General features: G+C 63.0%; 24 protein-coding genes and 1 tRNA gene. 21 read left to right on the forward strand and 4 right to left on the reverse strand.

Features of this window, described 5'->3' with window-relative positions; genetic code table 11:
• Positions 1-88: 88 nt before the first annotated feature.
• The 17 genes from ndk to RP6297_RS05385 all read left to right on the forward strand — a co-directional run bounded on the left by ndk (position 89) and on the right by RP6297_RS05385 (position 17,649).
• A complete protein-coding gene (gene ndk / locus RP6297_RS05305; protein ID WP_004626298.1) occupies positions 89-514 on the forward strand; it encodes a nucleoside-diphosphate kinase in 426 nt (141 codons plus the stop codon).
• Between the two features lie 42 nt (positions 515-556).
• Positions 557-1,708 (forward strand): 23S rRNA (adenine(2503)-C(2))-methyltransferase RlmN, encoded by a 1,152-nt coding sequence (gene rlmN / locus RP6297_RS05310; protein ID WP_009238408.1) that lies wholly within the window; start codon positions 557-559, stop codon positions 1,706-1,708.
• A complete protein-coding gene (gene pilW, locus RP6297_RS05315) occupies positions 1,705-2,502 on the forward strand; it encodes a type IV pilus biogenesis/stability protein PilW (protein ID WP_009238407.1) in 798 nt (265 codons plus the stop codon). The genes rlmN and pilW overlap by 4 nt, the downstream gene beginning before the upstream one ends.
• The gene (locus RP6297_RS05320; protein ID WP_009238406.1) at positions 2,495-3,577 is read left to right on the forward strand and encodes a RodZ domain-containing protein; all 1,083 of its coding nucleotides are present in this window, start codon (positions 2,495-2,497) and stop codon (positions 3,575-3,577) included. Before pilW ends, RP6297_RS05320 begins: the two co-directional genes overlap by 8 nt.
• Before the next feature lie 50 nt (positions 3,578-3,627).
• Positions 3,628-4,914 (forward strand): flavodoxin-dependent (E)-4-hydroxy-3-methylbut-2-enyl-diphosphate synthase, encoded by a 1,287-nt coding sequence (gene ispG, locus RP6297_RS05325; RefSeq protein WP_009238405.1) that lies wholly within the window; start codon positions 3,628-3,630, stop codon positions 4,912-4,914.
• A 97-nt stretch (positions 4,915-5,011) separates the two neighbouring features.
• Positions 5,012-6,334: a histidine--tRNA ligase gene (gene hisS / locus RP6297_RS05330; protein ID WP_009238404.1), complete on the forward strand. Its 1,323-nt coding sequence runs from the start codon at positions 5,012-5,014 to the stop codon at positions 6,332-6,334.
• A 66-nt stretch (positions 6,335-6,400) separates the two neighbouring features.
• Entirely contained in the window at positions 6,401-7,036 is a 636-nt protein-coding gene (locus RP6297_RS05335) for a YfgM family protein (RefSeq protein WP_004626309.1), read from the forward strand.
• Positions 7,037-7,085: 49 nt separating this feature from the next.
• Positions 7,086-8,264, forward strand: coding sequence for an outer membrane protein assembly factor BamB (bamB, locus tag RP6297_RS05340; protein ID WP_009238403.1), 1,179 nt, complete (start codon positions 7,086-7,088; stop codon positions 8,262-8,264).
• Between the two features lie 194 nt (positions 8,265-8,458).
• Positions 8,459-9,802, forward strand: a complete 1,344-nt coding sequence (gene der, locus RP6297_RS05345; RefSeq protein WP_009238402.1) for a ribosome biogenesis GTPase Der — start codon at positions 8,459-8,461, stop codon at positions 9,800-9,802.
• 300 nt (positions 9,803-10,102) lie between these two features.
• A complete protein-coding gene (gene hfq, locus RP6297_RS05350) occupies positions 10,103-10,342 on the forward strand; it encodes an RNA chaperone Hfq (RefSeq protein ID WP_004626316.1) in 240 nt (79 codons plus the stop codon).
• A gap of 73 nt (positions 10,343-10,415) precedes the next feature.
• Positions 10,416-11,669: a GTPase HflX gene (gene hflX, locus RP6297_RS05355; RefSeq protein WP_037027402.1), complete on the forward strand. Its 1,254-nt coding sequence runs from the start codon at positions 10,416-10,418 to the stop codon at positions 11,667-11,669.
• A 55-nt stretch (positions 11,670-11,724) separates the two neighbouring features.
• Positions 11,725-13,098 carry an FtsH protease activity modulator HflK gene (gene hflK / locus RP6297_RS05360; protein WP_037027405.1) on the forward strand — a complete coding sequence of 458 codons (1,374 nt, stop codon included), beginning with the start codon at positions 11,725-11,727 and terminating at the stop codon, positions 13,096-13,098.
• Positions 13,099-13,110: 12 nt separating this feature from the next.
• Entirely contained in the window at positions 13,111-14,025 is a 915-nt protein-coding gene (hflC, locus tag RP6297_RS05365) for a protease modulator HflC (protein ID WP_009238399.1), read from the forward strand.
• Between the two features lie 75 nt (positions 14,026-14,100).
• Positions 14,101-14,301: a DUF2065 domain-containing protein gene (locus RP6297_RS05370; protein ID WP_009238398.1), complete on the forward strand. Its 201-nt coding sequence runs from the start codon at positions 14,101-14,103 to the stop codon at positions 14,299-14,301.
• Between the two features lie 58 nt (positions 14,302-14,359).
• On the forward strand, positions 14,360-15,523 hold the full coding sequence (locus RP6297_RS05375; protein WP_009238397.1) for an ATP phosphoribosyltransferase regulatory subunit: 1,164 nt from the start codon (positions 14,360-14,362) through the stop codon (positions 15,521-15,523).
• 95 nt (positions 15,524-15,618) lie between these two features.
• Positions 15,619-16,959 (forward strand): adenylosuccinate synthase, encoded by a 1,341-nt coding sequence (locus RP6297_RS05380; RefSeq protein WP_009238396.1) that lies wholly within the window; start codon positions 15,619-15,621, stop codon positions 16,957-16,959.
• Positions 16,960-17,076: 117 nt separating this feature from the next.
• On the forward strand, positions 17,077-17,649 hold the full coding sequence (locus RP6297_RS05385) for a phosphoribosyltransferase (protein WP_009238395.1): 573 nt from the start codon (positions 17,077-17,079) through the stop codon (positions 17,647-17,649).
• A gap of 372 nt (positions 17,650-18,021) precedes the next feature.
• Here the strand turns inward: RP6297_RS05385 and RP6297_RS05390 are convergent.
• A tRNA-Leu gene (locus tag RP6297_RS05390) sits at positions 18,022-18,106 on the reverse strand.
• Between the two features lie 70 nt (positions 18,107-18,176).
• Here RP6297_RS05390 and rnr point away from each other — a divergent pair.
• From rnr to RP6297_RS05405, 3 genes are read left to right on the forward strand one after another with little or no spacing between them, the layout of a single operon-like run.
• Complete coding sequence (gene rnr, locus RP6297_RS05395) at positions 18,177-20,771, forward strand: ribonuclease R (RefSeq protein WP_009238394.1); 2,595 nt, start codon at positions 18,177-18,179, stop codon at positions 20,769-20,771.
• Positions 20,772-20,819: 48 nt separating this feature from the next.
• A complete protein-coding gene (gene rlmB / locus RP6297_RS05400; RefSeq protein ID WP_009238393.1) occupies positions 20,820-21,572 on the forward strand; it encodes a 23S rRNA (guanosine(2251)-2'-O)-methyltransferase RlmB in 753 nt (250 codons plus the stop codon).
• Positions 21,572-22,321 (forward strand): SIR2 family NAD-dependent protein deacylase, encoded by a 750-nt coding sequence (locus RP6297_RS05405; protein WP_009238392.1) that lies wholly within the window; start codon positions 21,572-21,574, stop codon positions 22,319-22,321. Before rlmB ends, RP6297_RS05405 begins: the two co-directional genes overlap by 1 nt.
• A gap of 15 nt (positions 22,322-22,336) precedes the next feature.
• Here RP6297_RS05405 and tal read toward each other — a convergent pair whose 3' ends face one another.
• Positions 22,337-23,296 (reverse strand): transaldolase, encoded by a 960-nt coding sequence (gene tal / locus RP6297_RS05410; protein ID WP_009238391.1) that lies wholly within the window; start codon positions 23,294-23,296, stop codon positions 22,337-22,339.
• Positions 23,297-23,446: 150 nt separating this feature from the next.
• Between tal and rpiA the strand changes: the two genes are divergently transcribed.
• A complete protein-coding gene (gene rpiA, locus RP6297_RS05415) occupies positions 23,447-24,133 on the forward strand; it encodes a ribose-5-phosphate isomerase RpiA (protein ID WP_009238390.1) in 687 nt (228 codons plus the stop codon).
• A 141-nt stretch (positions 24,134-24,274) separates the two neighbouring features.
• On the opposite strand, the gene RP6297_RS05420 is transcribed toward rpiA, so the two are convergent.
• Positions 24,275-24,550 (reverse strand): oxidative damage protection protein, encoded by a 276-nt coding sequence (locus tag RP6297_RS05420; protein ID WP_004626344.1) that lies wholly within the window; start codon positions 24,548-24,550, stop codon positions 24,275-24,277.
• A gap of 107 nt (positions 24,551-24,657) precedes the next feature.
• On the reverse strand, positions 24,658-26,055 hold the full coding sequence (gene argA, locus RP6297_RS05425) for an amino-acid N-acetyltransferase (protein WP_009238389.1): 1,398 nt from the start codon (positions 26,053-26,055) through the stop codon (positions 24,658-24,660).
• Positions 26,056-26,087: the final 32 nt, after the last annotated feature.

Raw genomic sequence — 26,087 nt, forward strand, 5'->3', positions numbered from 1 at the left:
GCACCGCTTGACATCCAATCCGGTTGCCTCCCGTGTTAGAATCTAACGTTTATCTTTCACGTAACACCTTCATTTTTTGGAGTTTTTGATGGCGCTCGAACGCACTTTGTCGATTATCAAACCGGATGCCGTGGCCAAGAATGTCATCGGCCAGATCTACGCCCGCTTCGAAGGTGCCGGCCTGAAGATCGTCGCAGCCAAGATGATCCACCTGTCGCGCGCTGAAGCCGAACAGTTCTACGCTGTGCACAAGGAGCGCCCGTTCTTCAAGGACCTGGTGGACTTCATGATCTCGGGCCCGGTGATGGTGCAGGCGCTGGAAGGCGAAAACGCAATCGCCAAGAACCGTGACCTGATGGGCGCAACCGATCCGAAGAAGGCTGAGAAGGGCACGATCCGCGCCGACTTCGCTGACAGCATCGACGCCAACGCCGTGCATGGTTCGGACGCAGCTGAAACGGCTGCCGTGGAAGTAGCCTTCTTCTTCCCGGGCCTGAACATTTACAGCCGCTAAGCGTCAACACTAGACTGGGATTGTGGTTTCGGGTTGCAAGTCATGAGCGATGTGGTGAATCTCCTCGATTTCGACGCACAGGGCCTTCTCGCGTACTGCGAGAGCCTGGGTGAGAAGTCGTTTCGCGCCAAGCAGTTGCAGCGCTGGATTCATCAGTCGGGCGCGTCCGATTTTGGCGAGATGACCGATCTCGCCAAGTCGCTGCGCGAAAAGCTTGCGACCCGCGCCAACATCCAGGCGCCGGCGGTCATTACCGATCACCTTTCGTCGGATGGCACGCGCAAGTGGCTGGTCGACGTGGGGCAGGGCAATGCCGTCGAGACGGTCTACATCCCCGAAGAGACGCGCGGCACGTTGTGCGTATCGTCTCAGGCGGGGTGTGCCGTCAACTGCCGGTTCTGTTCGACCGGCAAGCAGGGTTTCTCGCGCAATCTGAGCACTGGCGAGATCATCGGTCAGCTCTGGATGGCGGAATTCGCCATGCGCAAACAGCTCGGCCGTGGTCCGAAAGACGACCGCGTCATCACCAATGTGGTCATGATGGGCATGGGCGAGCCGCTGCTGAATTACGACGCCGTCGTGCCCGCTCTCGCGCTGATGCTGGACGACAACGCGTATGGCCTTTCACGCCGTCGCGTAACGGTATCCACCTCCGGCGTCGTGCCGATGATGGACCGTCTTGCGCGCGATGTGCCTGTGGCACTTGCCGTGTCGCTGCATGCATCCAATGATGCGCTGCGTGACGTGCTCGTGCCGCTCAACAAGAAGTACCCGCTGGCCGAACTGATGGCTGCTTGCTGCCGCTATCTCGAGTTCGCGCCGCGCGATTTCATCACCTTTGAATACTGCATGCTGGATGGTGTCAATGACACCGTCGAGCATGCCCGTGAACTGCTGCGCGTCGTGGCCGACGTGCCGTGCAAGTTCAACCTGATCCCCTTCAACCCGTTTCCGGAATCGGGCTTGAAGCGCTCGAACAATGAGCAGATCCGCCGCTTCTCGCAAGTGCTGCTGGATGCCGGCATCGTCACCACCATCCGCAAGACGCGGGGCGATGACATCGATGCGGCTTGCGGTCAGCTCGCCGGCGAGGTCAAAGATCGCACACGCCTGGCCGAGCGCGGGAAGTTCGGCAAGATCGTCGAGATCCCGGTGGTCGGGGCCGACTCCACTCACCGCATGGGTACCGCATGAAGCGTTGGTCGACTGCTGTCAGTCTGGTCTTTATGCTGGCAGCCGCCGGGTGCGCATTGTCGCCGCCGGTCCAGACTCAGACACGAGAAGTGACAACCGTCCCCGAACAAAAGGCCGACGTCGGTCGTCGGGCGGCGATCCGATTGCAACTCGCGACGCAATACCTGGAAGCCGGCCAGAGTGCGACAGCGCTTGAGGAAATCAAGAATGCCATCGCGATCGATCCGAGCGTCCCGAACGCGTATCACATTCGCGCGCTGGCTTACATGAACCTGGGCCAACGCGAGCAGGCGGATGAGAGTTTTCGCAGCGCTCTGGCGGCAACGCCGCAAGATGGAGACCTGCTGAACAACTACGGCTGGTTCCTGTGCTCGCAAGGCGGCAAGCCGGATCAAGGCATGGCGATGCTGCGCCAGGCCATTGAGGCGCCGGCCGCCGGCAGCCCCGCCAAACCGTGGACGAACCTGGGCGTTTGCCAGATGCGTCAGGGCGATCTGGAGGGCGCGCAGAAGAGCCTGACGCGCGCTACCTACATCGACGCAAACAATTCGCTGACCAACCTGACATTGGCGCAGCTGTACTACAAGCGCCGCGAATATTCGCGTGCCATGCCGTTTATCGAGCGTGTGAATGGCCGCGGCAATCCGACGGCAGAAAGCCTATGGCTGGGCGCGCGCATCGCACGGCGCCTCGGCGACACTTCGCAGCAGAACGCATGGAGCGCGCAATTGCAGCGCCGCTTCCCCAATGCGCCCGAAGAGGCGGCATTCGAACGAGGAGCCTGGGATGACTGACCGCGACGTGGCAAGCGCTGCCGATTTTTCTCATGGCGCGGCGCCTGTCTCGAATCCGCCTGCCGCCCCTTCGTCGGAGCGCGACGATGCGCTGCGCGAGATTGCCGAACGCCTGCGTGCCGGCCGTGAGCGTCAACGGCTGACTGTCGACGATCTGGCCACGCGCCTGAAGGTGGCGCCGGGCAAGTTGTTGGCGGTGGAATCGGCGGATGTCAGTGCGTTGCCTGACATGACGTTTACCAAGGGCCTCATCCGCGCCTATGCGCGCGCCCTGCAGGTCGATGTCGATGACCAGCTTGCGCGTTTGAACGCGCGTGCGCCGGTCACCAACATCGGCTTGCGTCCCGAGGGCGGGCTGGGTGAATCGTTTTCGGACAAGCCGAGTTTCGCCAAGCGTCGCGGCGGCAATGGCCGCTGGCTGATTGGTGCGCTGGTTGCGGTGATTGTGGCGGCCGGTGCGCTGGCCGGTATGGACCGTCTGAAGCAATGGTTCGCCACGCAAACGGCAGCTACGCAGAACACCGAATCCACCGCGAAGGAGGCGCCGGCTGCGGAGCAAACCGCGCCCGCGCAAGTGGCTCCAGCAACTGAGCAGGCTCCGTCCGAGACGCCGGCCGCTTCGATGCCGACACCGCTGACGCCTGTTAGACCGGCCGCTCCGGCCTCGGGTGTGGTGACTGCGCCGTTGGCGCCGCCGCCTACGCTGCCGCGTTCAGACAACGGTGCCGTTCCGGCGCCCGCCGTAGCGGCTGCGGGTGGCAAGCCGGCTGTCATCAACGTCGAGGGTCCGGCCGCTGCTCTGCCGACAGAAGCTGCCAAGCCGGCTGAATCGGGCGGCGGTTCGGTCTCGGTGCGCTTCTCCGGTTCGTCCTGGTACGAGATCAAGGACAAGACCGGCAAGACGCTCGCCAGCGGCATTTCGAAGGAAGGCGACGCGCGTGATCTGACCGGCACGCCACCGTTCAAGGTCGTCTTCGGCAATGCAGAAGCCGTTGAATCGCTGGCCGTGGGTGGCGCGACCGTCGATCTGCAGAAGTACGCCCGCAATCGCGTGGCACGGGCCACGTTGCCCTGAACCGTCTTGTAATTGGCGCGGTGCCTGTAGGCAGTGCGCCCTGTCTGATCATGGAAATCTCCACACCTCTCGATTGCGCTCCAGCCTTGGTGGGCCCGCTGCCGCGCCGGAACTCGCGCGCCGCGCAAATCCGCTGGGGTGATCGTGTTGTGCACGTCGGTGGCGACGCGCCGGTCTGCGTGCAATCGATGACGAATACCGACACGTCGGACGCCATCGGTACCGCAATCCAGGTAAAGGAACTGGCGCGAGCCGGCTCTGAGTTGGTGCGCATCACAGTGGATACCCCGGCTGCTGCGGCCGCGGTGCCGGCCATCCGAGAGCAGCTCGACCGCATGGGTGTGGATGTGCCGCTGGTCGGCGATTTCCATTACAACGGCCACAAGCTGCTGCAGGACTATCCGGAGTGCGCGCAGGCGCTATCCAAGTACCGGATCAACCCGGGCAACGTCGGGCAAGGTGCCAAGCGCGACACGCAGTTTGCGCAGATGATCGAGATCGCCTGCCGCTACGACAAGCCAGTGCGTATCGGGGTGAACTGGGGCAGCCTCGACCAAGATCTGCTTGCGCGCATCATGGACGAGAACGCGCAACGTGCAACCCCCTGGGATGCCCGCGCCGTGATGGTCGAGGCGCTGATCACCTCCGCGATCCAGTCCGCGCAGAAGGCTGAAGAACTGGGCTTGCCAGGCAGCCAGATCATCCTGTCGTGCAAGGTGTCGGCGGTGCAGGATCTGATTGCTGTGTACCGCGAGCTGGCGCGTCGCTGCAATTACGCGCTGCACCTGGGCCTGACCGAGGCCGGCATGGGGAGCAAGGGTATCGTCGCTTCCACGGCGGCGTTGTCAGTGCTGCTGCAGGAAGGCATCGGCGACACGATCCGCATTTCGCTCACGCCGGAACCGGGTGCGCCGCGCGAGAAGGAAGTCATCGTCGCGCAAGAGATTCTGCAGACCATGGGCCTGCGCAATTTCACGCCCATGGTGATCGCGTGCCCGGGTTGTGGGCGCACGACCAGCACGGTGTTCCAGGAACTCGCGGCGCGCATCCAGTCGTATTTGCGCGAGCAGATGCCGGTGTGGAAGGAGCAGTACCCCGGCGTCGAAGAGATGAATGTGGCCGTGATGGGCTGCATCGTCAACGGCCCCGGAGAGAGCAAGCACGCCAATATCGGCATTTCGCTGCCAGGCACGGGCGAGTCGCCGGCGGCGCCGGTTTTCGTTGACGGCGTGAAGGTGAAAACGTTGCGCGGCGAGCGCATCACAGAAGAATTCCAGGCGATCGTTGACGAGTACGTGCGGACGCATTACGGCGCACAGACTCCGGCGGCGGTCTAAATCGACATCAGGCTTCGGAAACCAAAGCCGAAGCACGAAACGACCGGCCGGCCTTGCATGAAGGTAGATGCGAGAAGCCGGCTTTCAACGTGACATCATGAGCGATACACAAAAACAACGCGTGCAGAAGATCGCTGGCGTCAAAGGCATGAACGACTTGCTGCCTGCTGACGCCCCGCTGTGGGAGCACTTTGATAACGCCGTGCGCAGCATGCTGCGCGCCTATGGCTACCAGCAGATTCGCACGCCGATCGTAGAGCAGACGCAATTGTTTGTGCGTGGCATCGGCGAGGTGACGGACATCGTCGAGAAAGAGATGTACACCTTCACCGATGCGTTGAACGGCGAACAACTGACCATGCGCCCCGAAGGCACCGCTGCCGCTGTGCGCGCCGTGATCGAGCACAACCTGCTGTACGACGGCCCGAAGCGCCTGTGGTACACCGGCCCGATGTTCCGTCACGAGCGTCCGCAGCGCGGTCGCTATCGCCAGTTCCATCAGGTGGGCGTAGAAGCGCTGGGCTTTGCGGGCCCGGACATCGACGCAGAAGTCATCCTGATGTGCCAGCGGCTGTGGGACGACCTCGGCCTGGTCGGCCTTAAGCTGGAGCTGAACTCGCTCGGTCAGGCGGAAGAGCGCGCTGCACACCGCGCCGATCTCATCAAATATCTGGAAGGCTTCCAGGACATTCTGGATGAGGACGGCAAGCGCCGCCTGTACAGCAATCCGCTGCGCGTGCTCGACACTAAGAACCCGGCGCTGCAGGACATGGCCGCAGGCGCGCCCAAGCTGATCGACTACCTGGGCGACGAATCGCGCGCGCACTTTGAGGGCGTGCAAAAGCTCCTCAAGGCGAACAACATTCCGTTCACCATCAATCCGCGTCTGGTGCGGGGGCTGGACTACTACAACCTCACCGTCTTCGAGTGGACGACGGACAAGCTGGGCGCGCAGGGCACCGTGGCCGGTGGCGGCCGCTATGACCCGCTGATCGAGCAGATCGGTGGCAAGCCAGCCCCCGCATGCGGTTGGGCGATGGGTGTCGAGCGCATCATTGAACTGCTGCGTGAAGAAAAGCTCGAGCCAGAAGCACAAGGCTGTGACGTCTATATCGTCCACCAGGGAGACGAGGCACAGGTGCAGGCGCTGATCGCGGCAGAGCGCCTGCGCGATGCCGGCCTCGACGTCATCCTGCACGCCTCGCCGGAAGGCCGCAACGGTAGCTTCAAGTCGCAGTTCAAGCGCGCTGACGCAAGTGGCGCCTCCTATGCGGTTATCATTGGCGACGATGAAGTCACCCAAGGCGTCGCCCAGATCAAGCCGCTGCGGGGCGATCCGACCGCGGATGCCCAGCAGACCGTGCCGTCTGACCAACTGGTCGACCGCCTGATCGACGCCCTGGTGGCCAATAACGACTAACAGCGGGCAGCTGACCTCGGCAGCGAACAACCGCGATTCACTCCCAATATTCAAGCTCTGCAAAGCATGGCCTACGATCTCGAAGAACAGGAACAAATTGAGAGCCTCAAGCACTGGTGGCGTGATAACGGCAACGTAGTCACATGGGTCGCCATCGTGGTGCTGCTGGCTGTGGCCGGTTGGTTTGGCTGGAAGAACTGGCAGCGCAAGCAGGCCGGCGAAGCGTCCGTGCTGTACGAGCAGGTACAGAAGGCCGTTGATGGCAAGGATGCTGAGAAGATCAAGCGCGCCGCCACTGACATGGAAGACAAGTTCGGCGGCACGGCTTACGCGCAGATGACCGCGCTGGCCGCAGCCAAGGCGCTGTACGAAGCCAACGATGTGGCCAGCGCCAAGGCGCAGCTGCAATGGACGGTTGATCATGCGCGCGACGACGAATACAAGGCGCTCGCCAAGCTGCGCCTGGCTGGCCTTCTGCTCGATGAGAAAGCCTACGATCAGGGCATCGCGCTAGTCTCCGGCGACGTTGCGCCGGCGTTCGCCGGGCTCTACGCCGATCGTCGCGGCGATCTGCTGGCCGCGCAGAACAAGAACGAAGACGCCCGCGCTGCCTACAAGCTGGCGTTGGAAAAGTTCGGTCCGGCTGACGCTTCGGCGCGCCAGATCGTGCAGTTCAAGCTGGATGCCCTGGGCGGCGCCTGATTGGCGCACCCTCGTGCAGTTCAACGCATAACAAAAGGATCCCGATTTCATGATTCACGCACTTGAGCAGGGTGGTGTCGCGCGCGGTATTGCACAGGCGGCGCGCGTGGCAGTGCTGGCACTGGCAGCGACGGCTGTCCTTGGCGGTTGCTCGCTGTTCAGCAGCAAGACCAAGCATGAGCCGGCCAAGCTGATGGAAGTTCAGCAAGTGCTGGCAGTGCGTCAGGTGTGGAGCGTCAGCGTCGGCAAGAGCGGCCGCTACGTGATGCAGCCGGCGGTGGCGGGCAACAACGTCTACGTGTCGGCCGCCGGCGGTACTGTGACCGCCCTGGATGGCGCGACCGGCCGCACGGTCTGGCAAGGCAAGGCGGACGTGGACCTGACCACTGGCCCCGGCAGCGACGGCACCCTGACCGCGGTGGCGGGTGAGAAGGGCGCGGTCATCGCTTTCGACGAAAAGGGCGCGCAGAAGTGGAAAGTCGCCGTCAACGGTGAAGTCCTGACGGCGCCGCTGGTTGGGCAGGGATTGGTGATCGTCCGCACGACGGATGGTCGCGTCCTGGGTCTGGACCCCAGCAACGGCGAACGCAAGTGGATCTATCAGCGTTCTCCCTCGGCGCTGAACCTGCGCAGCAGCCTGCCGATGGTTTTTGCCGGCGATAACGTCATCCTCGGTTTTGCGGGTGGCAAGCTGGGTGCGCTTTCGGCCAGCAACGGCGCGCTGCGCTGGGAAGCTGCCGTGTCGTATCCGCGTGGCGTATCGGAAATCGAGCGGCTGAACGATGTGACCGGTGCGCCGTCGGTCAACGGTTCGCAAGTCTGTGCAGCCAGTTTCCAAGGTCGCGTGGCGTGTTTTGATATGAGCACTGGCGCCCCGCGCTGGGGTCGTGATTTCTCGTCGCCGACCGGCGTGACGCAAGATGATGGCGGGTTGTTCGCCGCTGACGAGAAGTCGGTTGTCTACGGCTTTAACGCACAAAACGGTGCCGACCTCTGGAAAAACGACGCTCTGCTATGGCGCGACCTCGGTACGCCGCTGGCGTTTGGCCGTGCGGTCATCGTGGGCGATTCCGAAGGTTGGCTGCATTTCCTGTCGCGCGATGATGGCAAGTTCGTCGCGCGCGTGAAAACCGACGGCAGCGCCATTGGCGCAGCACCTGTGGTGGTCGGCCAGACACTCGTCGTCCAAACCCGCGGCGGCGGTGTCTACGGCTATCTGCCGAAGTAACATTCGCGGCCGCGGCCGGGTGGTTTGCGGCGGCACACACATCACATCGGGGCGGCTGAGCCGCCTCGAACTTGCGCCCGCGTACTCCGCGGGCGTCTTGCATCTGTGTCACCAGGCATTCAGCCGTGCAGATGCCAACCGCAGTTGCAACAATCAGAACTTGCCATGGCGCTATTCGCGTGCGGCACACAAGCATGAAACCAGTCATTGCCCTTGTAGGGCGGCCGAATGTCGGCAAATCGACCCTCTTCAACCGTCTGACGCGCTCGCGTGACGCGTTGGTTGCGGATATTCCGGGCCTGACGCGCGATCGCCACTACGGCGAAGGCCGAGTCGGCGACCGTCCGTTCATCGCCATCGATACCGGCGGCTTCGAACCCGTTGCCAAGGAAGGCATCGTGGCTGAGATGGCCAAGCAGACGCGCCAGGCCGTGGTTGAAGCCGATGTCGTGATCTTCATCGTCGATGGCCGCCTGGGACTGGCGCCGCAGGATCGCGTGATCGCCGATTACCTGCGCAAAACCGGGCGCCGCATCCTGCTCGCCGTCAACAAGGCCGAGGGCATGCGCTACACCGCCGTCGCCAGCGATTTCTACGAGCTTGGTCTGGGCGATCCGGCTGCCATTTCGGCCGCGCACGGCGACGGAGTCAATGATTTGGTGGCGGAGGCGCTCGACCTGGCATTTGCCGAGCGCCCCGAGCTTGCCGAGGCAGCCGACGCGCACGACCACGGTACCCGTATCGCCATCGTTGGCCGTCCGAACGTAGGCAAGTCGACGCTTGTCAATGCGCTGATCGGCGAAGAGCGCGTGATCGCGTTCGACATGCCGGGCACGACGCGCGATGCCATCTACGTGGACTTCGAGCGTAACGGCAAACCTTACACGCTTATCGATACGGCGGGCTTGCGCAAGCGTGGCAAGGTGTTCGAGGCGATTGAGAAGTTCTCGGTGGTGAAGACGCTGCAATCCATTGCAGATGCCAACGTGGTCGTGCTGATCCTCGATGCGCAGCAGGATATTTCCGATCAGGACGCGCATATCGCCGGCTTCATCGTCGAATCCGGCCGCGCGCTGGTAATCGGTGTGAACAAGTGGGATGGCCTGACCGGGCATGCCCGCGATCGCATCAAGCACGATATGGAGCGCAAGCTTCAGTTCCTGTCGTTCGCCAACGTGCATTACATTTCCGCCAAGGAGCGCACTGGCATTGGCGCGCTGATGAAGTCCGTGGACGCCGCCTATGCTGCCGCCATGGTCAAGCTGCCCACGCCGAAGCTCACGCGCGTGCTGATGGAGGCGGTCGAGTACCAGCAGCCGCGACGCGCAGGCGTTTCACGCCCCAAGCTGCGCTACGCGCACCAGGGAGGTTCCAACCCGCCGATCGTGGTGATTCACGGCAATGCGCTGTCGAATATTCCCGAGACCTATCGCCGCTACTTGGAGGGGCGTTTCCGCGAGGCCTTCCAACTGAAGGGCACACCGCTGCGGATCGAATTTCGTACGAACAAAAACCCGTACTCCCAATCGAACGACTGAGCGCCGCGCGGGCGGTGCTCGACGGCGGGAGCGTGTGACGCGGGGCAGTCGAACGGAGGATGACCAAAAAGGCCGAGCCATTTCATATGGCGGGGTCATCGGTTTTCCGTTTGCTTTCCCTGATTTCTAAGGCTAAATTCTCGAGACATGGCGCTTGGTGTCTGTTAATTCAGGCGCCATTGGCGTCATTTGGACGCGTCTGGCCGACTCTTTTGACGAACTTTTTTTGCGTCGACTGCTTGAACCCGGGCTTCCGAGCCCCCATAACCCATCACTAAACCTATAAATCTGGAGTGTGCCATGAGCAACAAAGGGCAATTGCTACAAGACCCGTTTCTGAATGCGCTGCGTAAGGAGCATGTGCCGGTGTCGATCTACCTCGTCAACGGTATCAAGCTGCAAGGCAACATCGAGTCGTTCGACCAGTACGTCGTGCTCCTGCGTAATACAGTGACGCAGATGGTGTACAAGCACGCAATCTCCACCGTGGTGCCGGCCCGTGCCGTGAATTTCCGCGTGGACGAAGCGCCTGACGCCTGATTCTGCCTCGCTCCCGCCGCCATCCGCGCGGCGGGACGCATCCACCCCGTTTCTCCCTTCTCTATTCCCCCGTTTGGCATCCCATCCCACCTCCAGCTCGGAGCCGACGCGCGCTATTTTGGTCGCCGTCGATTTCGGCAAACACGATTTTCAGGAAAGTTTGAGCGAACTGGCGCTGCTGGCCTCCACGGCCGGATCTGAACCGGTGCGCGCGGTCACGGGAAAGCGTTCCAGGCCCGACGCTGCATTGTTCATCGGCGCTGGCAAGGCGGAAGAGGTGAAGATCGCCGCAGACGAGGAGGATGCGGAGATCGTCATCTTCAACCACGCGTTGAGTCCCGCCCAGCAGCGTAACCTCGAGCGCTTTTTCGGGCGCCACGTGGTGGACCGGACCGGCCTCATCCTCGACATCTTCAGCCAGCGCGCGCAGAGCCATGTCGGCAAGGTGCAGGTCGAGCTGGCACGCGTGCGGTACCAGGCTGCCCGGCTGGTCCGGGCATGGAGTCACTTGGAGCGTCAGAAGGGCGGCGTCGGCCTGCGCGGCGGCCCGGGTGAACGTCAGCTCGAGCTGGATCGCCGGATGCTCGATGAGCGCGCCAAGCGTCTGTCGTCCGAGTTGGACAAACTCCAACGTCAGCATGACACGCAGCGCCGTTCGCGCAGCCGCAACGACGCTTTTTCTGTCTCGCTGGTCGGTTATACCAACGCCGGCAAATCGACACTATTCAATGCGCTGACCAAGGCACGCGCGTACGCTGCCAATCAGCTGTTCGCCACGCTGGACACCACCTCGCGCCGGCTGTATCTCGAAGGTTTGGGCAATGTGGTGCTGTCGGATACGGTGGGTTTTATCCGCGATTTGCCCACGCAGCTGGTGGCGGCATTCCGGGCCACGTTGGAAGAAACCGTGCACGCCGACGTGCTGCTTCATGTGGTGGATGCCGCGAGCACCGTCAAGCACGAGCAGATGGAGCAGGTCGATCGCGTGCTGGATGAAATCGACGCCAGCGGCATCCCGCAAATTTTGGTGATGAACAAGATCGACGCGGCGGAGGAGCTGCGTGTCGCTGGTCCGCGTATCGAGCGCGACGAAACTGGGGCCGTGCGGCGCGTGTTCGTCTCTGCCATCGAGGGCACTGGGCTTGATCTCTTGCGCGAGGCGCTGGTCGAGACCGCAATCCGCCTGCGTGAGCACCCCGCGTCGCATGGCGGCGATTTCGATCCGCGCTTCGACACCCGCCGTGATTCGCCGCCGGCCCACCGTGACGAACTGTCGCAAAGCTTGCCGAGCAGCGGTTCTTCCGCCAAAGGTGACGAAGAGGGCTGATAGAATGGCCAGCTACTTCTCCATAGTCAGACAATCAGGACAAGCCCGACCGCTCATGCCCGAGATTTCGACCCAGTCTTCTTCCATGGCCTCGCCGCGTCCGGCGCGAGGTTTGTGGCACCGCTTGCGTGTGCTGCTTTCGCTGAACGATCCGCGCTGGGGTCGCGGCGACAACAACGCCGAGCGCGAAGACAAAGACGAGCCGAAGCGCCAAAGCAAGCCGCCCCAGGATGGCCCGCCCGACCTTGACGAGTTGTGGCGCGACTTTAATCGCCGCCTGAACAACCTGTTCGGCCGCAAGGACAGCGGTAACGGTAGCGACGGCCCCACGCCGCTGCGTCCGGGTAACGGCCGCGGTGGCTCTGGCTTGGGTGTCGGCGTCCTGCTAGCAGTGCTCGTGGGCCTGTGGCTGGCCAGCGGTTTCTTTATCGTGCAGGAAGGCCAGACGGGCGTGATCCTGCAGTTCGGCCGTTTCAAGTACCTTGCAACGCCGGGTATCAACTGGCGTCTGCCGTATCCGGTCGAATCGCACGAAATCGTGAACCTGTCAGGTGTGCGCACGCTTGAAATCGGTCGGACGACCCAGATCAAGGACACGAACCTGAAAGATTCCTCGATGCTCACGCAGGACGAGAATATCGTCGACGTGCGCTTCTCGGTCCAGTACAACATTGCCAATCCCGTCGACTACCTGTTCTACAACCGTACGGACCGTGGCGGCGATGAAGAACTGGTGACGCAGGCGGCCGAGACGTCGGTGCGCGAGATCGTCGGTCGCAACAAGATGGATGCGGTGCTGTACGAAGGTCGTGATGCTGTGGGTCGTAATCTCGCGGAATCGATTCAACGCATCTTGTCGGCGTACAAGACCGGGATTCGAATCCTCAGCGTGAACGTGCAGAGCGTGCAGCCGCCGGAGCAGGTGCAGGCCGCGTTCGATGATGTGACCAAGGCGGGCCAGGACCGCGAGCGAGCCATCTCCGAGGGGCAGGCTTATGCCAACGACGTGGTGCCGCGTGCCAAAGGTACGGCAGCCCGTCTGGGTGAAGAGGCGCAAGGCTACAAGGCACGCGTCATCGCTCGTGCAGAAGGTGACGCGGCCCGCTTTGCCTCGGTGCAGCGCGAGTACGCAAAGGCGCCGCAGGTTACGCGCGACCGCATTTATCTGGAAACCATGCAAGACATTTACGCCAATTCGACGAAAGTCTTGGTCGACCAGAGCAATGGCAGCCTCTTGTATTTGCCGCTGGACAAGCTGATCGCGCAAACGCAGGGCGACACCTCCCGCCCGGCAGCGGCGCCTGGCGCCTCAGCGCAGGACAGCGGTTCTGCGCAGGGCGTACCGACTCCCTCCAATCCGTCACCGGCCAATGACGCAGACTCGCGCTCGCGCGAAGCACTGCGCAACCGTGACCGCGATTCGCGCTAACAGGAGGGCATTATGAATCGTCTGATTTCTGCCTTCGTGGCGCTGGTCATTGCCCTGGCGGTGTTCTCGTCGGTGGTGTTCGTGGTGGATCAGCGGCAGTATGCCGTGGTGTTCGCCTTTGGTGAGATCAAGCAGGTTATCAAGGAGCCCGGGCTGCACTTCAAGCTCCCGCCACCTCTGCAGAATGTGGTGTTCATGGATAAGCGACTGCAGACCATCGATGTGGCCGGCGCCGATCGCTTCATTACGGCAGAGAAAAAGAACCTGCTGGTCGACTGGTTCGTGAAGTGGCGCGTGTCCGATCCGCGTCTGTTCTACGTGAGCTTCAAGGGCGATAGCCGCCTTGCGCAGGACAGCATGACGCAGAAGATCAACTCCATCGCCCGGGATGAGTTTGCGCGCCGCACGGTTTCCGACGTGGTATCGACGGATCGCGAAGCCGTGATGCAGAGCATCCTCAAGGGCGTACAGGAGTACGGCAAGTCGGTCGGCATGGACATCATCGACGTGCGCCTGAAGCGGGTGGATCTGCTGGCCAGCGTGACCGAATCGGTCTACCGTCGCATGGAAGCCGAGCGCAAGCGCGTGGCCAACGAGCTGCGTTCGACCGGGGCCGCAGAGGGTGAAAAAATCCGCGCCGATGCCGATCGTCAGCGCGAAGTTGTTCTGGCTGATGCCTACCGCGATGCGCAGAAGATCAAGGGTGAGGGCGATGCCCGCGCCGCTGACATTTATGCCGAAGCGTTCGGCCGCGATCCGCAGTTCGCTGCATTCTGGCGCTCCATGGAAGCTTATCGCGCATCGTTCCGTGATCGGAAGGACGTGCTGGTGCTGCAGCCGAACAACGATTTCTTCAAATACATGCGCAGCCCGAACGGCGGCAACTCCGCGGCGGCACCGGCTGCCCAGACCGGGCGCCATCGCTAGTACAATGCGTCGCTGATCATTTGAGGCGGACAGACCCCGGCTTGCCGGGGTTTTGTTCGTTCGCCAACCGCATCCATGGAAGAGTCACTCCCCAACGTTCTGCTAGCAGCGTGCGCGCTGGTGCTCGTATTCGAGGGCATCTTGCCGTTCGTGGCGCCGCACGCCTGGCGACGCGCGTTCCAGACGCTGACCGAGCTGCCCGATGAAAAGCTTCGTGTGATCGGCCTGGTGTCGATGGCGATCGGACTGATCCTCCTGCGGTTGCTGCGTCGCTAGCGCATTTCCTGCCTTTTTACGAATTTCTGCCGTACCAAGACTCCAGAGCGAGACCGCCATGCCGACCAATTGGTTGCTGCCCGAATCCATTGCTGACGTGCTGCCTTCCGAGGCACGCAAGATTGAAGAGTTGCGTCGCCGCATGCTCGACCTGTTCCGCACCTACGGCTACGAACTCGTCATGCCGCCGATGCTGGAATACATCGAGTCGCTGCTGTCCGGCACGGGGCATGACCTCGATTTGAAGACGTTCAAGCTGGTCGACCAACTTTCCGGCCGCACCATCGGCCTGCGCGCCGACATCACACCGCAAGTCGCCCGCATCGATGCTCACTTGCTGAACCGCGCCGGCGTGACGCGCTTGTGCTACGCCGGTTCGGTACTGCATACCCGTCCGAGTGGATTCCACGTCACGCGAGAGCCGCTGCAGATCGGCGCCGAAATCTATGGCCATGCCGGCCTGGAAGCCGATCTCGAAATTCAGGAATTGATGCTTGCTGCCTTGTCGGCGGCGGGTTTGGCAGATGTGCGCCTGGATCTCTGTCACGTTGGCGTGGTAGCGGCGTTGCTGGAGCAGTCGCCGATAGCCGCGCGCATTCAAGACGAGCTTTTCACTGCACTGGCCGCTAAGGACGTACCGGCTCTGCGTGCCGTCACGGCGGAGCTTCCGGCGGCTCAGCGCGACGCCATCAATCTGCTGCCAGCGCTGTATGGCGGCGCCGAAGTGCTCGATCTCGCGCGCAAGCAGTTGCCGGCGTTGCCCGCGATCGGCCGCGCCCTGGACGACTTGACTACGCTGGCCGAGCGTGCCCGCGGTGCGACCGTGAACATCGATCTGGCCGATCTGCGTGGCTACCACTACCACAGCGGTGTAATGTTTGCTGCCTATGTAGCCGGTGTGCCGAATGCCGTGGCGCGCGGCGGCCGGTATGACAAGGTCGGGGAGGCGTTTGGCCGCGCCCGGCCGGCGACAGGCTTTTCACTGGACCTGCGCGAAGTCGCCGGTATCTCACCGGTTGAGGCGCGCGCTGCCGCCATCCATGCGCCATGGTCGGGCGATGCCAAGCTGCGCGAGACCATTGCCGCGCTGCGCGCCGCCGGCGAGATTGTTATCCAGTCCCTGCCAGGCCACCCGGAAGATCTGGAGGAGTTCGCCTACGACCGGCAACTCGTCGAAGAGGGCGGTCGTTGGATCGTCAAGCCCCGCAACGCTTCGATCTGAAGTTGTTGCATAACGTTGTGTAAATACCCGGTAATTTCAGGGAAGCCCCTGGCAACAAGGGTAGAATACGTTTTTAACCCATCTGCAAATTCAACATGTCCGCACCAGCAGTGAGCCAAGGACGCAATGTCGTCGTCATCGGCACCCAGTGGGGTGACGAAGGTAAAGGGAAAATCGTCGATTGGCTGACCGATCATGCACAAGGCGTGGTTCGTTTCCAGGGCGGACATAACGCAGGCCATACCCTCATCATCGGCGGTAAGAAGACGATTCTGCGTCTGATCCCGTCGGGCATCATGCGCGACGGCGTCGCGTGCTATATCGGAAACGGTGTCGTGCTGTCGCCTGAGGCCCTGTTCAAGGAAATCGACGAGTTGGAAACGGCCGGCGTGCAAGTGCAGAACCGCCTGCGCATTTCGGAAGCGACCAACCTGATCCTGCCGTACCACGTGGCCATCGACAAGGCGCGCGAAGCCAAGCGCGGCGCCGCCAAGATCGGTACCACAGGCCGTGGTATTGGCCCGGCATATGAAGACAAGGTAGCCCGCCGCGCGCTGCGCGTACAGGATCTGTTCGACCCGGCTTACTTTGCCGAGCGTCTGCGCGAAAACCTGGATTTCCACAATTTCGTCCTGACGCAGTACCTGAATCACCCGGCGCTGGATTTCCAGCAGACGCTCGACGAAATGCTGTCGTATGCAGACCGCCTCGCCCCGATGGTGACGGACGTGTCGGCCGAGCTGTTTGCCGCCAACGCTGCCGGCAAGAACCTGATGTTCGAAGGCGCGCAAGGCACGCTGCTCGATATCGACCATGGTACCTACCCGTTCGTGACGTCGAGCAACTGCGTGGCGGGCAATGCCGCTGCGGGCGCTGGCGTCGGCCCGGGCCAACTGCATTACATCCTTGGCATTACCAAGGCGTATTGCACGCGCGTGGGTTCGGGGCCGTTCCCAAGCGAGCTGTATGACGCGGACAATCCCGCGCGCCAGGATCCGATCGGCGTGCGTCTGGCCAATGTCGGCAAGGAATTCGGCTCGGTCACGGGCCGCCCGCGCCGCACGGGCTGGCTGGATGCCGCCGCGCTGCGTCGCGCGATCCAGATCAACGGCGTGTCGGGCCTGTGCATGACCAAGCTCGATGTGCTGGATGGCCTGGAAACGCTCAAGCTGTGCGTGGGCTACACGCTCGACGGCAAGCAAATCGACATCCTGCCGCGTGGCTCCGATGCTGTGGCGCGTTGCCAGCCGATCTACGAAGAATTTCCGGGCTGGAACACGTCGACCTTCGGCCTGAAGGAATGGGATGCGCTGCCCGAAACCGCGCAGGCTTACCTGAAGCGCGTCGAAGAAGTGGCGGGTATTCCGATCGCCATGATCTCGACCGGCCCCGACCGCGACGAGACCATCCTGCTGCGTCATCCCTACAAGGACTGACGCGCTGCGCCCCGATTCGCCCGGTGATTTGCCGGGCGAATTTGCATGGAGCGCCTGCTTTCCATAGAACACGATAGCGGCAACTCACGCCGCATTCACGATACAAAGAGGTACAGCATGAACCAGCCGATCAACGACGACTCGCATCTATGGGTGTCCTGGGATGACTACCACGGCCTGATCGAGCGCCTGGCGCTTATCGTGCATGAGTCTGGCTGGAAGTTCGACAAGATTCTGTGCCTGGCGCGGGGCGGGTTGCGCGTTGGCGATCAGCTGTCGCGCATCTACGACCTGCCGTTGGCTATTCTGGCGACCAGCAGCTATCGCGAAGCTGCTGGCACGCAGCAGGGCGATCTCGACATCGCCCAATACATCACGATGACGCGTGGCGAGCTGTCGGGCCGTGTGTTGCTTGTGGACGATCTGGTGGATTCGGGTGTCACGCTGGAGCGTGTGGGGCGTCACCTGAAGGAGCGCTATCCGGCCGTGACCGACGTGCGTACCGCTGTGCTGTGGCACAAGGCATGCTCGAAAATCAAACCGGATTACGCTGTCCAGTATCTCGCAACCAATCCGTGGATCCATCAACCGTTCGAAGAGTACGACACGCTGCGCCCCCACAACCTGGCCGCGTGGATCAAGCGCGGGAAGGCGCGTTCGGCCGGCAACGGCGAAGCGTCGGCGGCCTGAGGCGTTGGTCGATTGCGTCGAGGCGCGAATGGAGTGGCGTGTGCGGCTTGCGTCGTGCGTGCCACTTCGGTAACCTGATGACACGGGCTGCAATGTGAGCCCGAAACCCGCGTACGGATTGGCTTTGCAGCATATGTCCAATACGAGCAGCGCGGTTGATCGAAGCGTGATGCGTCTCCGTGGATGCGTTGCGCTTCGAGCCCACCCAGCGTCTGGGGCAGGTGAGGTCGGTGATCCGGCTCCGCCCTGGCGTGATAGCCAAGACACAATGCACGTCGTCCTTCGCGGAATGTCGCGTCAGCTACTGAACAACGATAATCCGGTCGTGGAAAAGAAAAACGGCGCAACTTGCGTTGCGCCGTTCCTAAACTCTGGTGCCCAGGAGAGGACTCGAACCTCCACGGAGTTACCCGCTAGTACCTGAAACTAGTGCGTCTACCAATTCCGCCACCTGGGCAGGTGTGCGTGTACCGAAGCTGTAATTATTACGGAATCCAGCGATCCTGTCAACACTCTAGAAGAAAAAATTGAATCAACCGACTTATCCGATCCCGAGCCGCGAGGAAATCCTCGGTGTGCTGCGCACGTCGGGGTCTCCGCTGTCTGCCACCGATATTGCCAAGGCGCTGTCGGTCACGCGCAAGGAGCATGACGGCTTTATCAAGCGTCTGACCGCCATGGAGCGGGATGGTCAGATCGAACTCAACCGCAAGGGGCATTACGAACTGGCGCACCAGCCCAATTTCATCGAAGGCCGCGTCATTGGCCATCGCGATGGCTTCGGCTTTTTTGTACGCGATGACGGCGAGCCCGATATCTTCCTGCCCGAACGGGAGATGCAGAAGGCCATGCACGGCGACCGCGCCCTGGTGCGCACCGTCGGCTATGATCGCCGGGGGCGTTCGGAAGGGCAGATCGTCGAGATCCTGCAGCGGGCCAACAAGCGCGTCATCGGGAGGTTGCTGTCGGAAAGCGGCACGCTCGTCGTGGCACCGGAAGACAAGCGCCTGGGCCGCGACATCCTGATCGCGCCGAAGGGGCAGGGCAAGGCCAAGGTTGGCCAAGTGGTGAGCGTTGAGATCCTGGAATATCCGGACCGCTACGTGCAACCGATTGGCCGCGTGGTGGAGGTGCTGGGTGAGATTGACGACCCCGGCATGGAGATCGAAATCGCCGTGCGCAAGTACGGCGTGCCGCACGAGTTTTCCGAGCCGACACAGCGAGAAGCTGAGGCGCTGCCCGACGTCGTTCGCGATGCCGATTTGGCGGGGCGCATCGACTTGCGCGACGTACCGTTGGTCACCATCGACGGCGAAGACGCGCGCGACTTCGATGACGCCGTCTACGCCGAGCCCGTCAAGATCGGCCGCACCAAGGGCTGGCGCCTGATCGTGGCAATTGCCGACGTGTCGCATTACGTGCGGCCTGGGCATCCGCTGGATGCCGACGCCATTGATCGCGCGACCTCGGTCTACTTCCCGCGCCGGGTGATCCCGATGCTGCCCGAGAAGCTTTCCAACGGTTTGTGCTCGTTGAACCCCGAAGTGGACCGCCTGTGCATGGTCTGCGATGCGGTGATCACGGCCAAGGGCGAGATCAAGGCCTATCAGTTTTACCCGGCGGTGATGCACTCGAAGGCACGTCTGACCTACAACGAGGTCTGGGCGATCCTGTCCAATGTGAAGGGCCCGGAAGCGGCCAAGCGCGCGCCGCTGGTGCCGCATCTGCAGGACCTGTACGAGCTGTATCAGACGCTGCTCAAGGCGCGCCGCGAGCGTGGCGCGATCGACTTCGACACCACCGAGACGTATATCGTCTGCAACGCCCAGGGCAAGATCGAGCAGATCCTGCCGCGCACCCGCAACGATGCACACAGGCTGATCGAAGAGTGCATGCTGACGGCCAATGTCTGCGCGGCCGAGATGCTGGAGAAGTACAAGCACCCGGCGCTGTACCGCGTCCATGCAGGTCCGACTGAGGAAAAGCTGCAGGCGCTGCGCGCCTTCCTGAAAACCAGCGGCTTGACGCTGGGCGGTGGCGACAAGCCGCAGGCCGCCGATTACGCCGAACTGATGGAAAAGGTGGCCGCCCGTCCTGATGCACCGATGCTGCAGACCATGTTGCTGCGCTCGATGCAGCAGGCGGTCTACAGCCCGGACAACATCGGTCACTTTGGCCTGGCGTATCCGGCGTATGCGCACTTCACGAGCCCGATCCGCCGCTATCCGGACCTGCTGGTGCATCGCTCCATCAAGGCGATCCTGCATCGCACGCGTTATGTGCCGGCGCTGGCACCGGGCGTGCAGTTGAACAGCGCGCTATCGCCCAAGGCGCGTCGTCTGCAGGCTGAAGCCGAGAAAGGCGTGCCGGCAGCGGTTGTCAACAAGGCGAAGGTCGAAGCGATCTGGCATGAGCTGGGCGTGCATTGCTCGGCCAACGAGCGTCGCGCCGACGAAGCCTCGCGCGACGTCGAGGCGTGGCTCAAGTGCTACTTCATGCGCGACAAGCTCGGCAACGAGTTCTCGGGCACCGTCAGCGCCGTCACCTCGTTCGGCATCTTCGTGCAGCTCGACGAGTTGTACGTGGAAGGTCTGGTACACGTGACTGAGCTGGGCAGCGATTACTTCCAATACGACGAAGCGCGCAACGAGCTGCGCGGCGAGCGCACGGGCATCCGTTATCGCCTGACCGACCGCGTGCGCGTGCAGTTGCTGCGCGTCGATCTGGATGCCCGGAAGATGGATTTCCGGCTGATCCAGGAGCCGTCGACCAAGGCGCTGCGCCCGGCCAAGGTGACCGGCGCGCCCGAAGCCTCGGTGGCGCGTCAGCCTGCCGGGGCGACGCCGGCGCCGCCGGTTGGCCGCAAGAAGCCGCGCCAGTTGGCCGCATTGTTGGGCGGTACGGCCAAGCCGGAGGAGTCGTTCGACGAGACGCTCGATCGCGTCATCGAAGAGCAGCCGGTGTTCGAGCCGGGTAGCCGTGCACTGCCCCCGGGCCATGCCCACGCAAAGCCTGCGCGCAAGAAGCAGACGGCGCGTGGTACCAAGCCCAAGGGTGGCGCCAAGACCGCTGCGCCGCGCAAGGTGGCAGGCAAGGCCCCGCGCAAGACGAAGGGGCGTTAAAGCGGTTAAAGCGGCCGAGGAGCGAGGGCGGACGGGTACAATCGCGCCATGTCTAAATCCAAGCTCCTCATCGGCTTTCATGCCGTCACCGCCCGACTGCGCCACGGCGCCAAGTCGATCGACGAAATCTACTTCGAGGCCAACCGCCGCGACCGCCGCATGCAGGATTTCCTGAAAGCGGCGGAAGCAGCGGGCGTGCGCCTCATCCCCGCCGACGCTGACCGGCTGCGCGGCATTGCCGGTACCGACCGCCACCAGGGCGTGGTTGCCAAGGCAGAGTCGCTGTCGTTGGCGCTCAATCTTGATGAACTGCTCGACGGCATCGAAGGCACGCCGCTGCTGCTGGTGCTCGACGGGGTGACCGATCCGCACAACCTCGGTGCTTGCCTGCGCGTGGCGGATGCCGCTGGCGCGCACGCCGTGATCGCACCGAAGGACCGCAGCGTTGGGATCAACACGACGGTCGCCAAGGTCGCCAGCGGCGCGGCTGAAACCGTCCCGTATATCACCGTGACCAACCTGGCGCGCACGCTGCGTGAATTGCAGGAGCGCGGCGTGTGGGTGATCGGCACGGCTGACGAGGCCGAACAGGATCTCTACCAGGCAGACTTCAAGGGCCCCACCGCCATCGTGATGGGCGCCGAAGGCGAAGGCATGCGCCGCCTCACGCGTGAAACGTGCGACGCGCTGGTCAGCATTCCGATGGCGGGAAGCGTGGAAAGCCTGAACGTATCGGTGGCGAGTGGCGTGTGTCTGTTTGAAGCGGTACGCCAACGCGCGGCGGCACCTGCCAAGAAGTAATGGGCATCGAACCCACAGCCGTATCCGATGCGGCTGCATTGGCGCAGGCCCGCGCCTGGGTCGAGGCCGCACAGCACGTCATGGTGCTCACGGGCGCTGGTGTCTCGGCCGAATCCGGTGTTCCTACGTTTCGTGATGCCCTGACCGGCTTGTGGGCGCGCTTCAACCCGGAAGACATGGCGACCGAGGCAGCGTATCGCAAGCATCCGCGCATGGTGTGGGACTGGTATCAGGAGCGCCGCGAGCGTGTGCTGCAGGTGCAGCCGAATCCGGCCCATCTTGCGATTGCCGCGCTCGCCAAGCGCAAGACGGTGACGCTCGTCACGCAGAACGTCGATGGCTTGCACCAGCGCGCCGGCAGCGAAGGGGTGATCGAGCTGCACGGCAACCTGTTTGCCAACAAGTGGTTGGGTGGCTGCGGCAAATGCGATATCGCCACCGCCGAGCCGGGACGCCCACCGCGTTGTGCGACATGTGGCGCGATGCTGCGCCCGGGCGTGGTGTGGTTTGGCGAGCAACTGCCGCTGGTCGCGAACTACCGTGCTGAAGAGGCAGCCAACACGTGTGACGTATGCCTCGTTGTTGGCACGTCGGGCATGGTGTATCCGGCGGCCGGGCTGCCGGGGTTGGCAAAGGACCACGGCGCCAAGGTGATCGTCGTGAATCCAGAGCCGAGCGCCCTGGATGCAACGGCGGACCTCGTGATCCACCAGCCGGCGGGCGTGTGCCTGCCCGCCATGCTGGGATAAGACCCGGCTTTCTTCTTACGCCGCTGCGCGCAGCGGCTCAATCAACGCTTCCAACTTGATCGCGTCCGCTGCAAACAGGCGGATGCCTTCGGCCAGCTTTTCGGTGGCCATGGCGTCCGCGTTCATGTGCCAGCGGAACGATTTCTCGTCAGCCGGCAGGCGCACGATATTGGCCGCGTTGGCGTTGTCCGGAGACAGCTTGCGCTCGACCGGCGCGTCGGACTGCTGCAGTTGGGCGAGCAGATCCGGGCTGATGGTCAGGAGGTCGCAGCCGGCCAGTTCGACGATCTGCGAGATATTGCGGAAGCTCGCGCCCATCACTTCGGTCGGGTAGTCGAACTTCTTGTAGTAGTTGTAGATGCGCAGGACGGACTGCACGCCGGGGTCGTTCGGGCCGCCTTGCGCGACCGGGTCCCAGTTGGCGCCGGCATCCTTTTTGTACCAGTCGTAGATGCGGCCGACGAAGGGCGAGATGAGCTGCACGCCCGCTTCCGCGCACGCCACCGCTTGGGCCAGCGAGAACAGCAGCGTCATGTTGCAGCGGATGCCTTCGGCACGGAGCTGATCCGCCGCGCGGATGCCTTCCCACGTCGACGCAATCTTGATCAGCACGCGCTCGCGCGCCACGCCTCGCGCTTCGTACAGCGCAATCAAATGCTTGGCCTTGGCCACTGTCGCCTCGGTGTCGAACGACAGGCGCGCATCAACCTCGGTCGACACGCGGCCCGGGATGATCGACAGGATTTCGCAGCCGAACGCCACGAGGACGGCATCGATGATGTCCTCGACGCTGTCGCTACGGGCGTCACGCACGGCTTGTTCCAGCAGCGGGCGGTATTCGGCTTTCTGCACGGCCTTGAGGATCAGCGACGGATTGGTCGTTGCATCGTGCGGCGCGTAGGCACGCATTGCCTGGAAGTCGCCCGTGTCGGCGACGACGGTGGTGAACTGCTTGAGTTGATCGAGCTGAGTCATGAAGCGAGTCCGAAGTACGTTCCTGCGTTGCGCTGGAGGTGGAGGAATGAATCGATTGTACTCCGCGGGTTTGGCTCCACCAGCCGGCTGAGGGTCATCGCATTGATCCGGTACACTACCGGGTTTCCCGATCCCGACCGAGTTTTTGCGATGACGCAGGATGAACTGAAGGCGCTGGTGGCACAAGCCGCCGCAGACTACGTATTGGCCAACGTGCCCGAGGGCGCTGTGCTGGGTGTCGGCACCGGCTCGACGGCCAACCTGTTCATCGACGCGATGGCGCCGCACAAGGCACGCTTCGCCGGCGCGGTGTCCAGCTCCGAGGCTTCGACACGCCGCCTGCAGGGCCACGGCTTTACGGTGCTCGATCTGAATGAGGTCGATGCTATTCCCGTGTACGTGGATGGCGCTGACGAGATCGACGCCTCCGGAGCCATGATCAAGGGCGGCGGCGGTGCGCTCACGCGTGAAAAGATTGTTGCCTCGGTGGCCAAAGTGTTCGTTTGCATCGCTGACGGCAGCAAGCTCGTTGAGACGATGGGTGCCTTCCCGCTGCCGGTGGAAGTGGTGCCCATGGCACGTGCGGCCGTGGCGCGCCAACTGGCTGCGCTGGGCGGTCAGCCGCGCCTGCGCATGACCAAGGAAGGCCAGATCTACAAGACCGATAACGGCAACGTGATCATCGATGTGGTGGGCCTGCGCATTGCCGATCCGAAGGGCCTGGAATCGGTGGTCAACGAGATTCCGGGCGTGGTGACGGTCGGCCTGTTTGCCAAGCGCGGCGCCAATGTGCTGCTGCTGGGGACCGAAGCGGGCGTGCAGCGTCGCGATTTCTGATCGCTGTTTGCGCATTGTCGAAAAGCTGCTCATGCAAATGGGCAGTTTTTTTTTGCGCCCGTTGCGGCACGTTCAATGGCGTTCCCCAAACAAAAAGCCGTTCAGTCTGCGCTGAACGGCTTTGTTGTTGATGGCGGCAGATCAGGCCGAGGGCGGCGGCACGTAGCCGGCGGCTTCATCTGCACCATCGCCAAAGAAGTACTTCTCGGTCTGTTTGAGCAAGTACTGGCGTGCGCGCGAATCGGCCATGTTCAGGCGGTTTTCGTTGATCAGCATGGTCTGATGCTTGAGCCAGCCGGCCCAGGCTTCTTTCGAGACGCTTTGCCAGAGTTTCTTACCCAGTTCGCCGGGCAGGGGCGGGAAGTCGAGGCCTTCGGCTTCCTTGTTGAGCTTGACGCAGTGGACCATGCGGGCCATGGGGATTCCTCTTGTGTGGCGGAAGCGCCGCTCGAGCGCGACGCAGGTGCCGCTATTGTAAAGGCCGCGCGCCGCCGGGCTTGGATTCCACGACGCGCGCCAAGGGTTTAGAGCTTCTTCATCAGCACCATCGAGCGGCGCTGCCAGTTGTAAAGCTTGCGGCGGTCTTCCGGCAGATCGTCCACGCTGGCACGCACAAAGCCGCGCTTGAGGAACCAATGCTCCGTGCGCGTAGTGAGAACGAAGAGGCGCTTGAGGCCCAGCGCACGGGCACGCACTTCGGTGTGCTTGAGCAGACGTTCGCCGTCGCCGGTGCCCTGGCTGTCGGGGGATACGATCAGGCAGGCCATTTCGGCCATGCCATCCTTGGGGTACGGATACAGCGCCACACAGCCAAAGATGATGCCGTCGTGCTCGATGACCGAAAAGTTGGCGATGTCGCGCTCCAGCAGCCGGCGTTCGCGCGGCACCAATGTGCCGTCCGCCTCGAGGGGCTCGATGAGCGAGACGATGCCGCCCACGTCGTCCAGGGTGGCTTCGCGCAGGTATTCCAGGTCAGTGTGCGAGACCATGGTGCCCACACCATCGTGCAGGAACAGCTCCAGCAGGATGCTGCCGTCCAGCGCGAACGGGATGACGTGCGCGCGGCGCACGCCGCCGCGCATCGCCTTGACGATGTGCTGCAGGTAATAGGCGGTGTCGTGCGACAGGCTGCCGTCGCGCAGGCGCTCGATGGCCGTTTCCATCGACAGGTCCTGCTGCAGCTTGCCTACGCGGTCCATGATCCCCGGCAGCTCGGTGATGAAGATGAGCTTGTCGGCCTTGAGCGCCGTGGCGGTGTTGGCAGCTACGTCTTCCATCGACAGGTTGAACGCCTGGCCCGTTGGCGAAAAGCCCAGCGGCGAGAGCAGCACGATCTTGCGATTGGACAGGGAATGCTGGATCGACTCCGCATCGATCTTGCGCACCAGCCCCGTGTGCTGGAAATCCACGCCATTGACGATGCCCACCGGCCGCGCCGTCACGAAGTTGCCGGACACGACCGACATGCGCGCGCCGGCCATCGGTGTATTCGGCAGGCCCTGGCTGAAGGCGGCTTCGATATCCAGGCGCAGTTCGCCCGAGGCTTCCTTGGCGGATTCCAGTGCGGCGGCGTCCGTCACGCGTACGCCGTCGACGAACTGAGTTTGCACACTGCGCAGGGCGAGCTGTTCTTCCACCTGCGGGCGCGAACCATGCACCAGCACGATGCGCATGCCCATGGCATGCAGCAACGCGACGTCGTTGACCAACGCGCCCAGCATGTCGGCCTTGACCAGTTCACCGCCAAAGCCGATCACGAACGTCTTGTCGCGGAAGGCGTGAATGTAAGGCGCCACCTCGCGCAGCCAGTCCACGAACTGCTGCTGTTCGGGCGTGGGCGGAATCGGGGCGACGTCGACGGGGGCGGGCGTGTGCGCCGCCAGCGAAACGCCGGAGGCGGGGACGGGAGAACGAGCGGTCACGGGCGGAGGAGGAAAAGCGGCACGGGGCGCGG

Source organism: Ralstonia pickettii (genome assembly GCF_016466415.2).
Lineage (GTDB): Bacteria > Pseudomonadota > Gammaproteobacteria > Burkholderiales > Burkholderiaceae > Ralstonia > Ralstonia pickettii.

What these genes read in the sequence shown, in the direction of transcription:
- ndk (WP_004626298.1), top strand. Translation starts at nt 89, where the DNA reads ATGGCGCTCGAACGCACTTTGTCGATTATCAAACCGGATGCCGTGGCC.
- rlmN (WP_009238408.1), top strand. Translation starts at nt 557, where the DNA reads ATGAGCGATGTGGTGAATCTCCTCGATTTCGACGCACAGGGCCTTCTC.
- pilW (WP_009238407.1), top strand. Translation starts at nt 1,705, where the DNA reads ATGAAGCGTTGGTCGACTGCTGTCAGTCTGGTCTTTATGCTGGCAGCC.
- RP6297_RS05320 (WP_009238406.1), top strand. Translation starts at nt 2,495, where the DNA reads ATGACTGACCGCGACGTGGCAAGCGCTGCCGATTTTTCTCATGGCGCG.
- ispG (WP_009238405.1), top strand. Translation starts at nt 3,628, where the DNA reads ATGGAAATCTCCACACCTCTCGATTGCGCTCCAGCCTTGGTGGGCCCG.
- hisS (WP_009238404.1), top strand. Translation starts at nt 5,012, where the DNA reads ATGAGCGATACACAAAAACAACGCGTGCAGAAGATCGCTGGCGTCAAA.
- RP6297_RS05335 (WP_004626309.1), top strand. Translation starts at nt 6,401, where the DNA reads ATGGCCTACGATCTCGAAGAACAGGAACAAATTGAGAGCCTCAAGCAC.
- bamB (WP_009238403.1), top strand. Translation starts at nt 7,086, where the DNA reads ATGATTCACGCACTTGAGCAGGGTGGTGTCGCGCGCGGTATTGCACAG.
- der (WP_009238402.1), top strand. Translation starts at nt 8,459, where the DNA reads ATGAAACCAGTCATTGCCCTTGTAGGGCGGCCGAATGTCGGCAAATCG.
- hfq (WP_004626316.1), top strand. Translation starts at nt 10,103, where the DNA reads ATGAGCAACAAAGGGCAATTGCTACAAGACCCGTTTCTGAATGCGCTG.
- hflK (WP_037027405.1), top strand. Translation starts at nt 11,725, where the DNA reads ATGCCCGAGATTTCGACCCAGTCTTCTTCCATGGCCTCGCCGCGTCCG.
- hflC (WP_009238399.1), top strand. Translation starts at nt 13,111, where the DNA reads ATGAATCGTCTGATTTCTGCCTTCGTGGCGCTGGTCATTGCCCTGGCG.
- RP6297_RS05370 (WP_009238398.1), top strand. Translation starts at nt 14,101, where the DNA reads ATGGAAGAGTCACTCCCCAACGTTCTGCTAGCAGCGTGCGCGCTGGTG.
- RP6297_RS05375 (WP_009238397.1), top strand. Translation starts at nt 14,360, where the DNA reads ATGCCGACCAATTGGTTGCTGCCCGAATCCATTGCTGACGTGCTGCCT.
- RP6297_RS05380 (WP_009238396.1), top strand. Translation starts at nt 15,619, where the DNA reads ATGTCCGCACCAGCAGTGAGCCAAGGACGCAATGTCGTCGTCATCGGC.
- RP6297_RS05385 (WP_009238395.1), top strand. Translation starts at nt 17,077, where the DNA reads ATGAACCAGCCGATCAACGACGACTCGCATCTATGGGTGTCCTGGGAT.
- rlmB (WP_009238393.1), top strand. Translation starts at nt 20,820, where the DNA reads ATGTCTAAATCCAAGCTCCTCATCGGCTTTCATGCCGTCACCGCCCGA.
- RP6297_RS05405 (WP_009238392.1), top strand. Translation starts at nt 21,572, where the DNA reads ATGGGCATCGAACCCACAGCCGTATCCGATGCGGCTGCATTGGCGCAG.
- tal (WP_009238391.1), bottom strand. Translation starts at nt 23,296, where the DNA reads ATGACTCAGCTCGATCAACTCAAGCAGTTCACCACCGTCGTCGCCGAC.
- rpiA (WP_009238390.1), top strand. Translation starts at nt 23,447, where the DNA reads ATGACGCAGGATGAACTGAAGGCGCTGGTGGCACAAGCCGCCGCAGAC.
- RP6297_RS05420 (WP_004626344.1), bottom strand. Translation starts at nt 24,550, where the DNA reads ATGGCCCGCATGGTCCACTGCGTCAAGCTCAACAAGGAAGCCGAAGGC.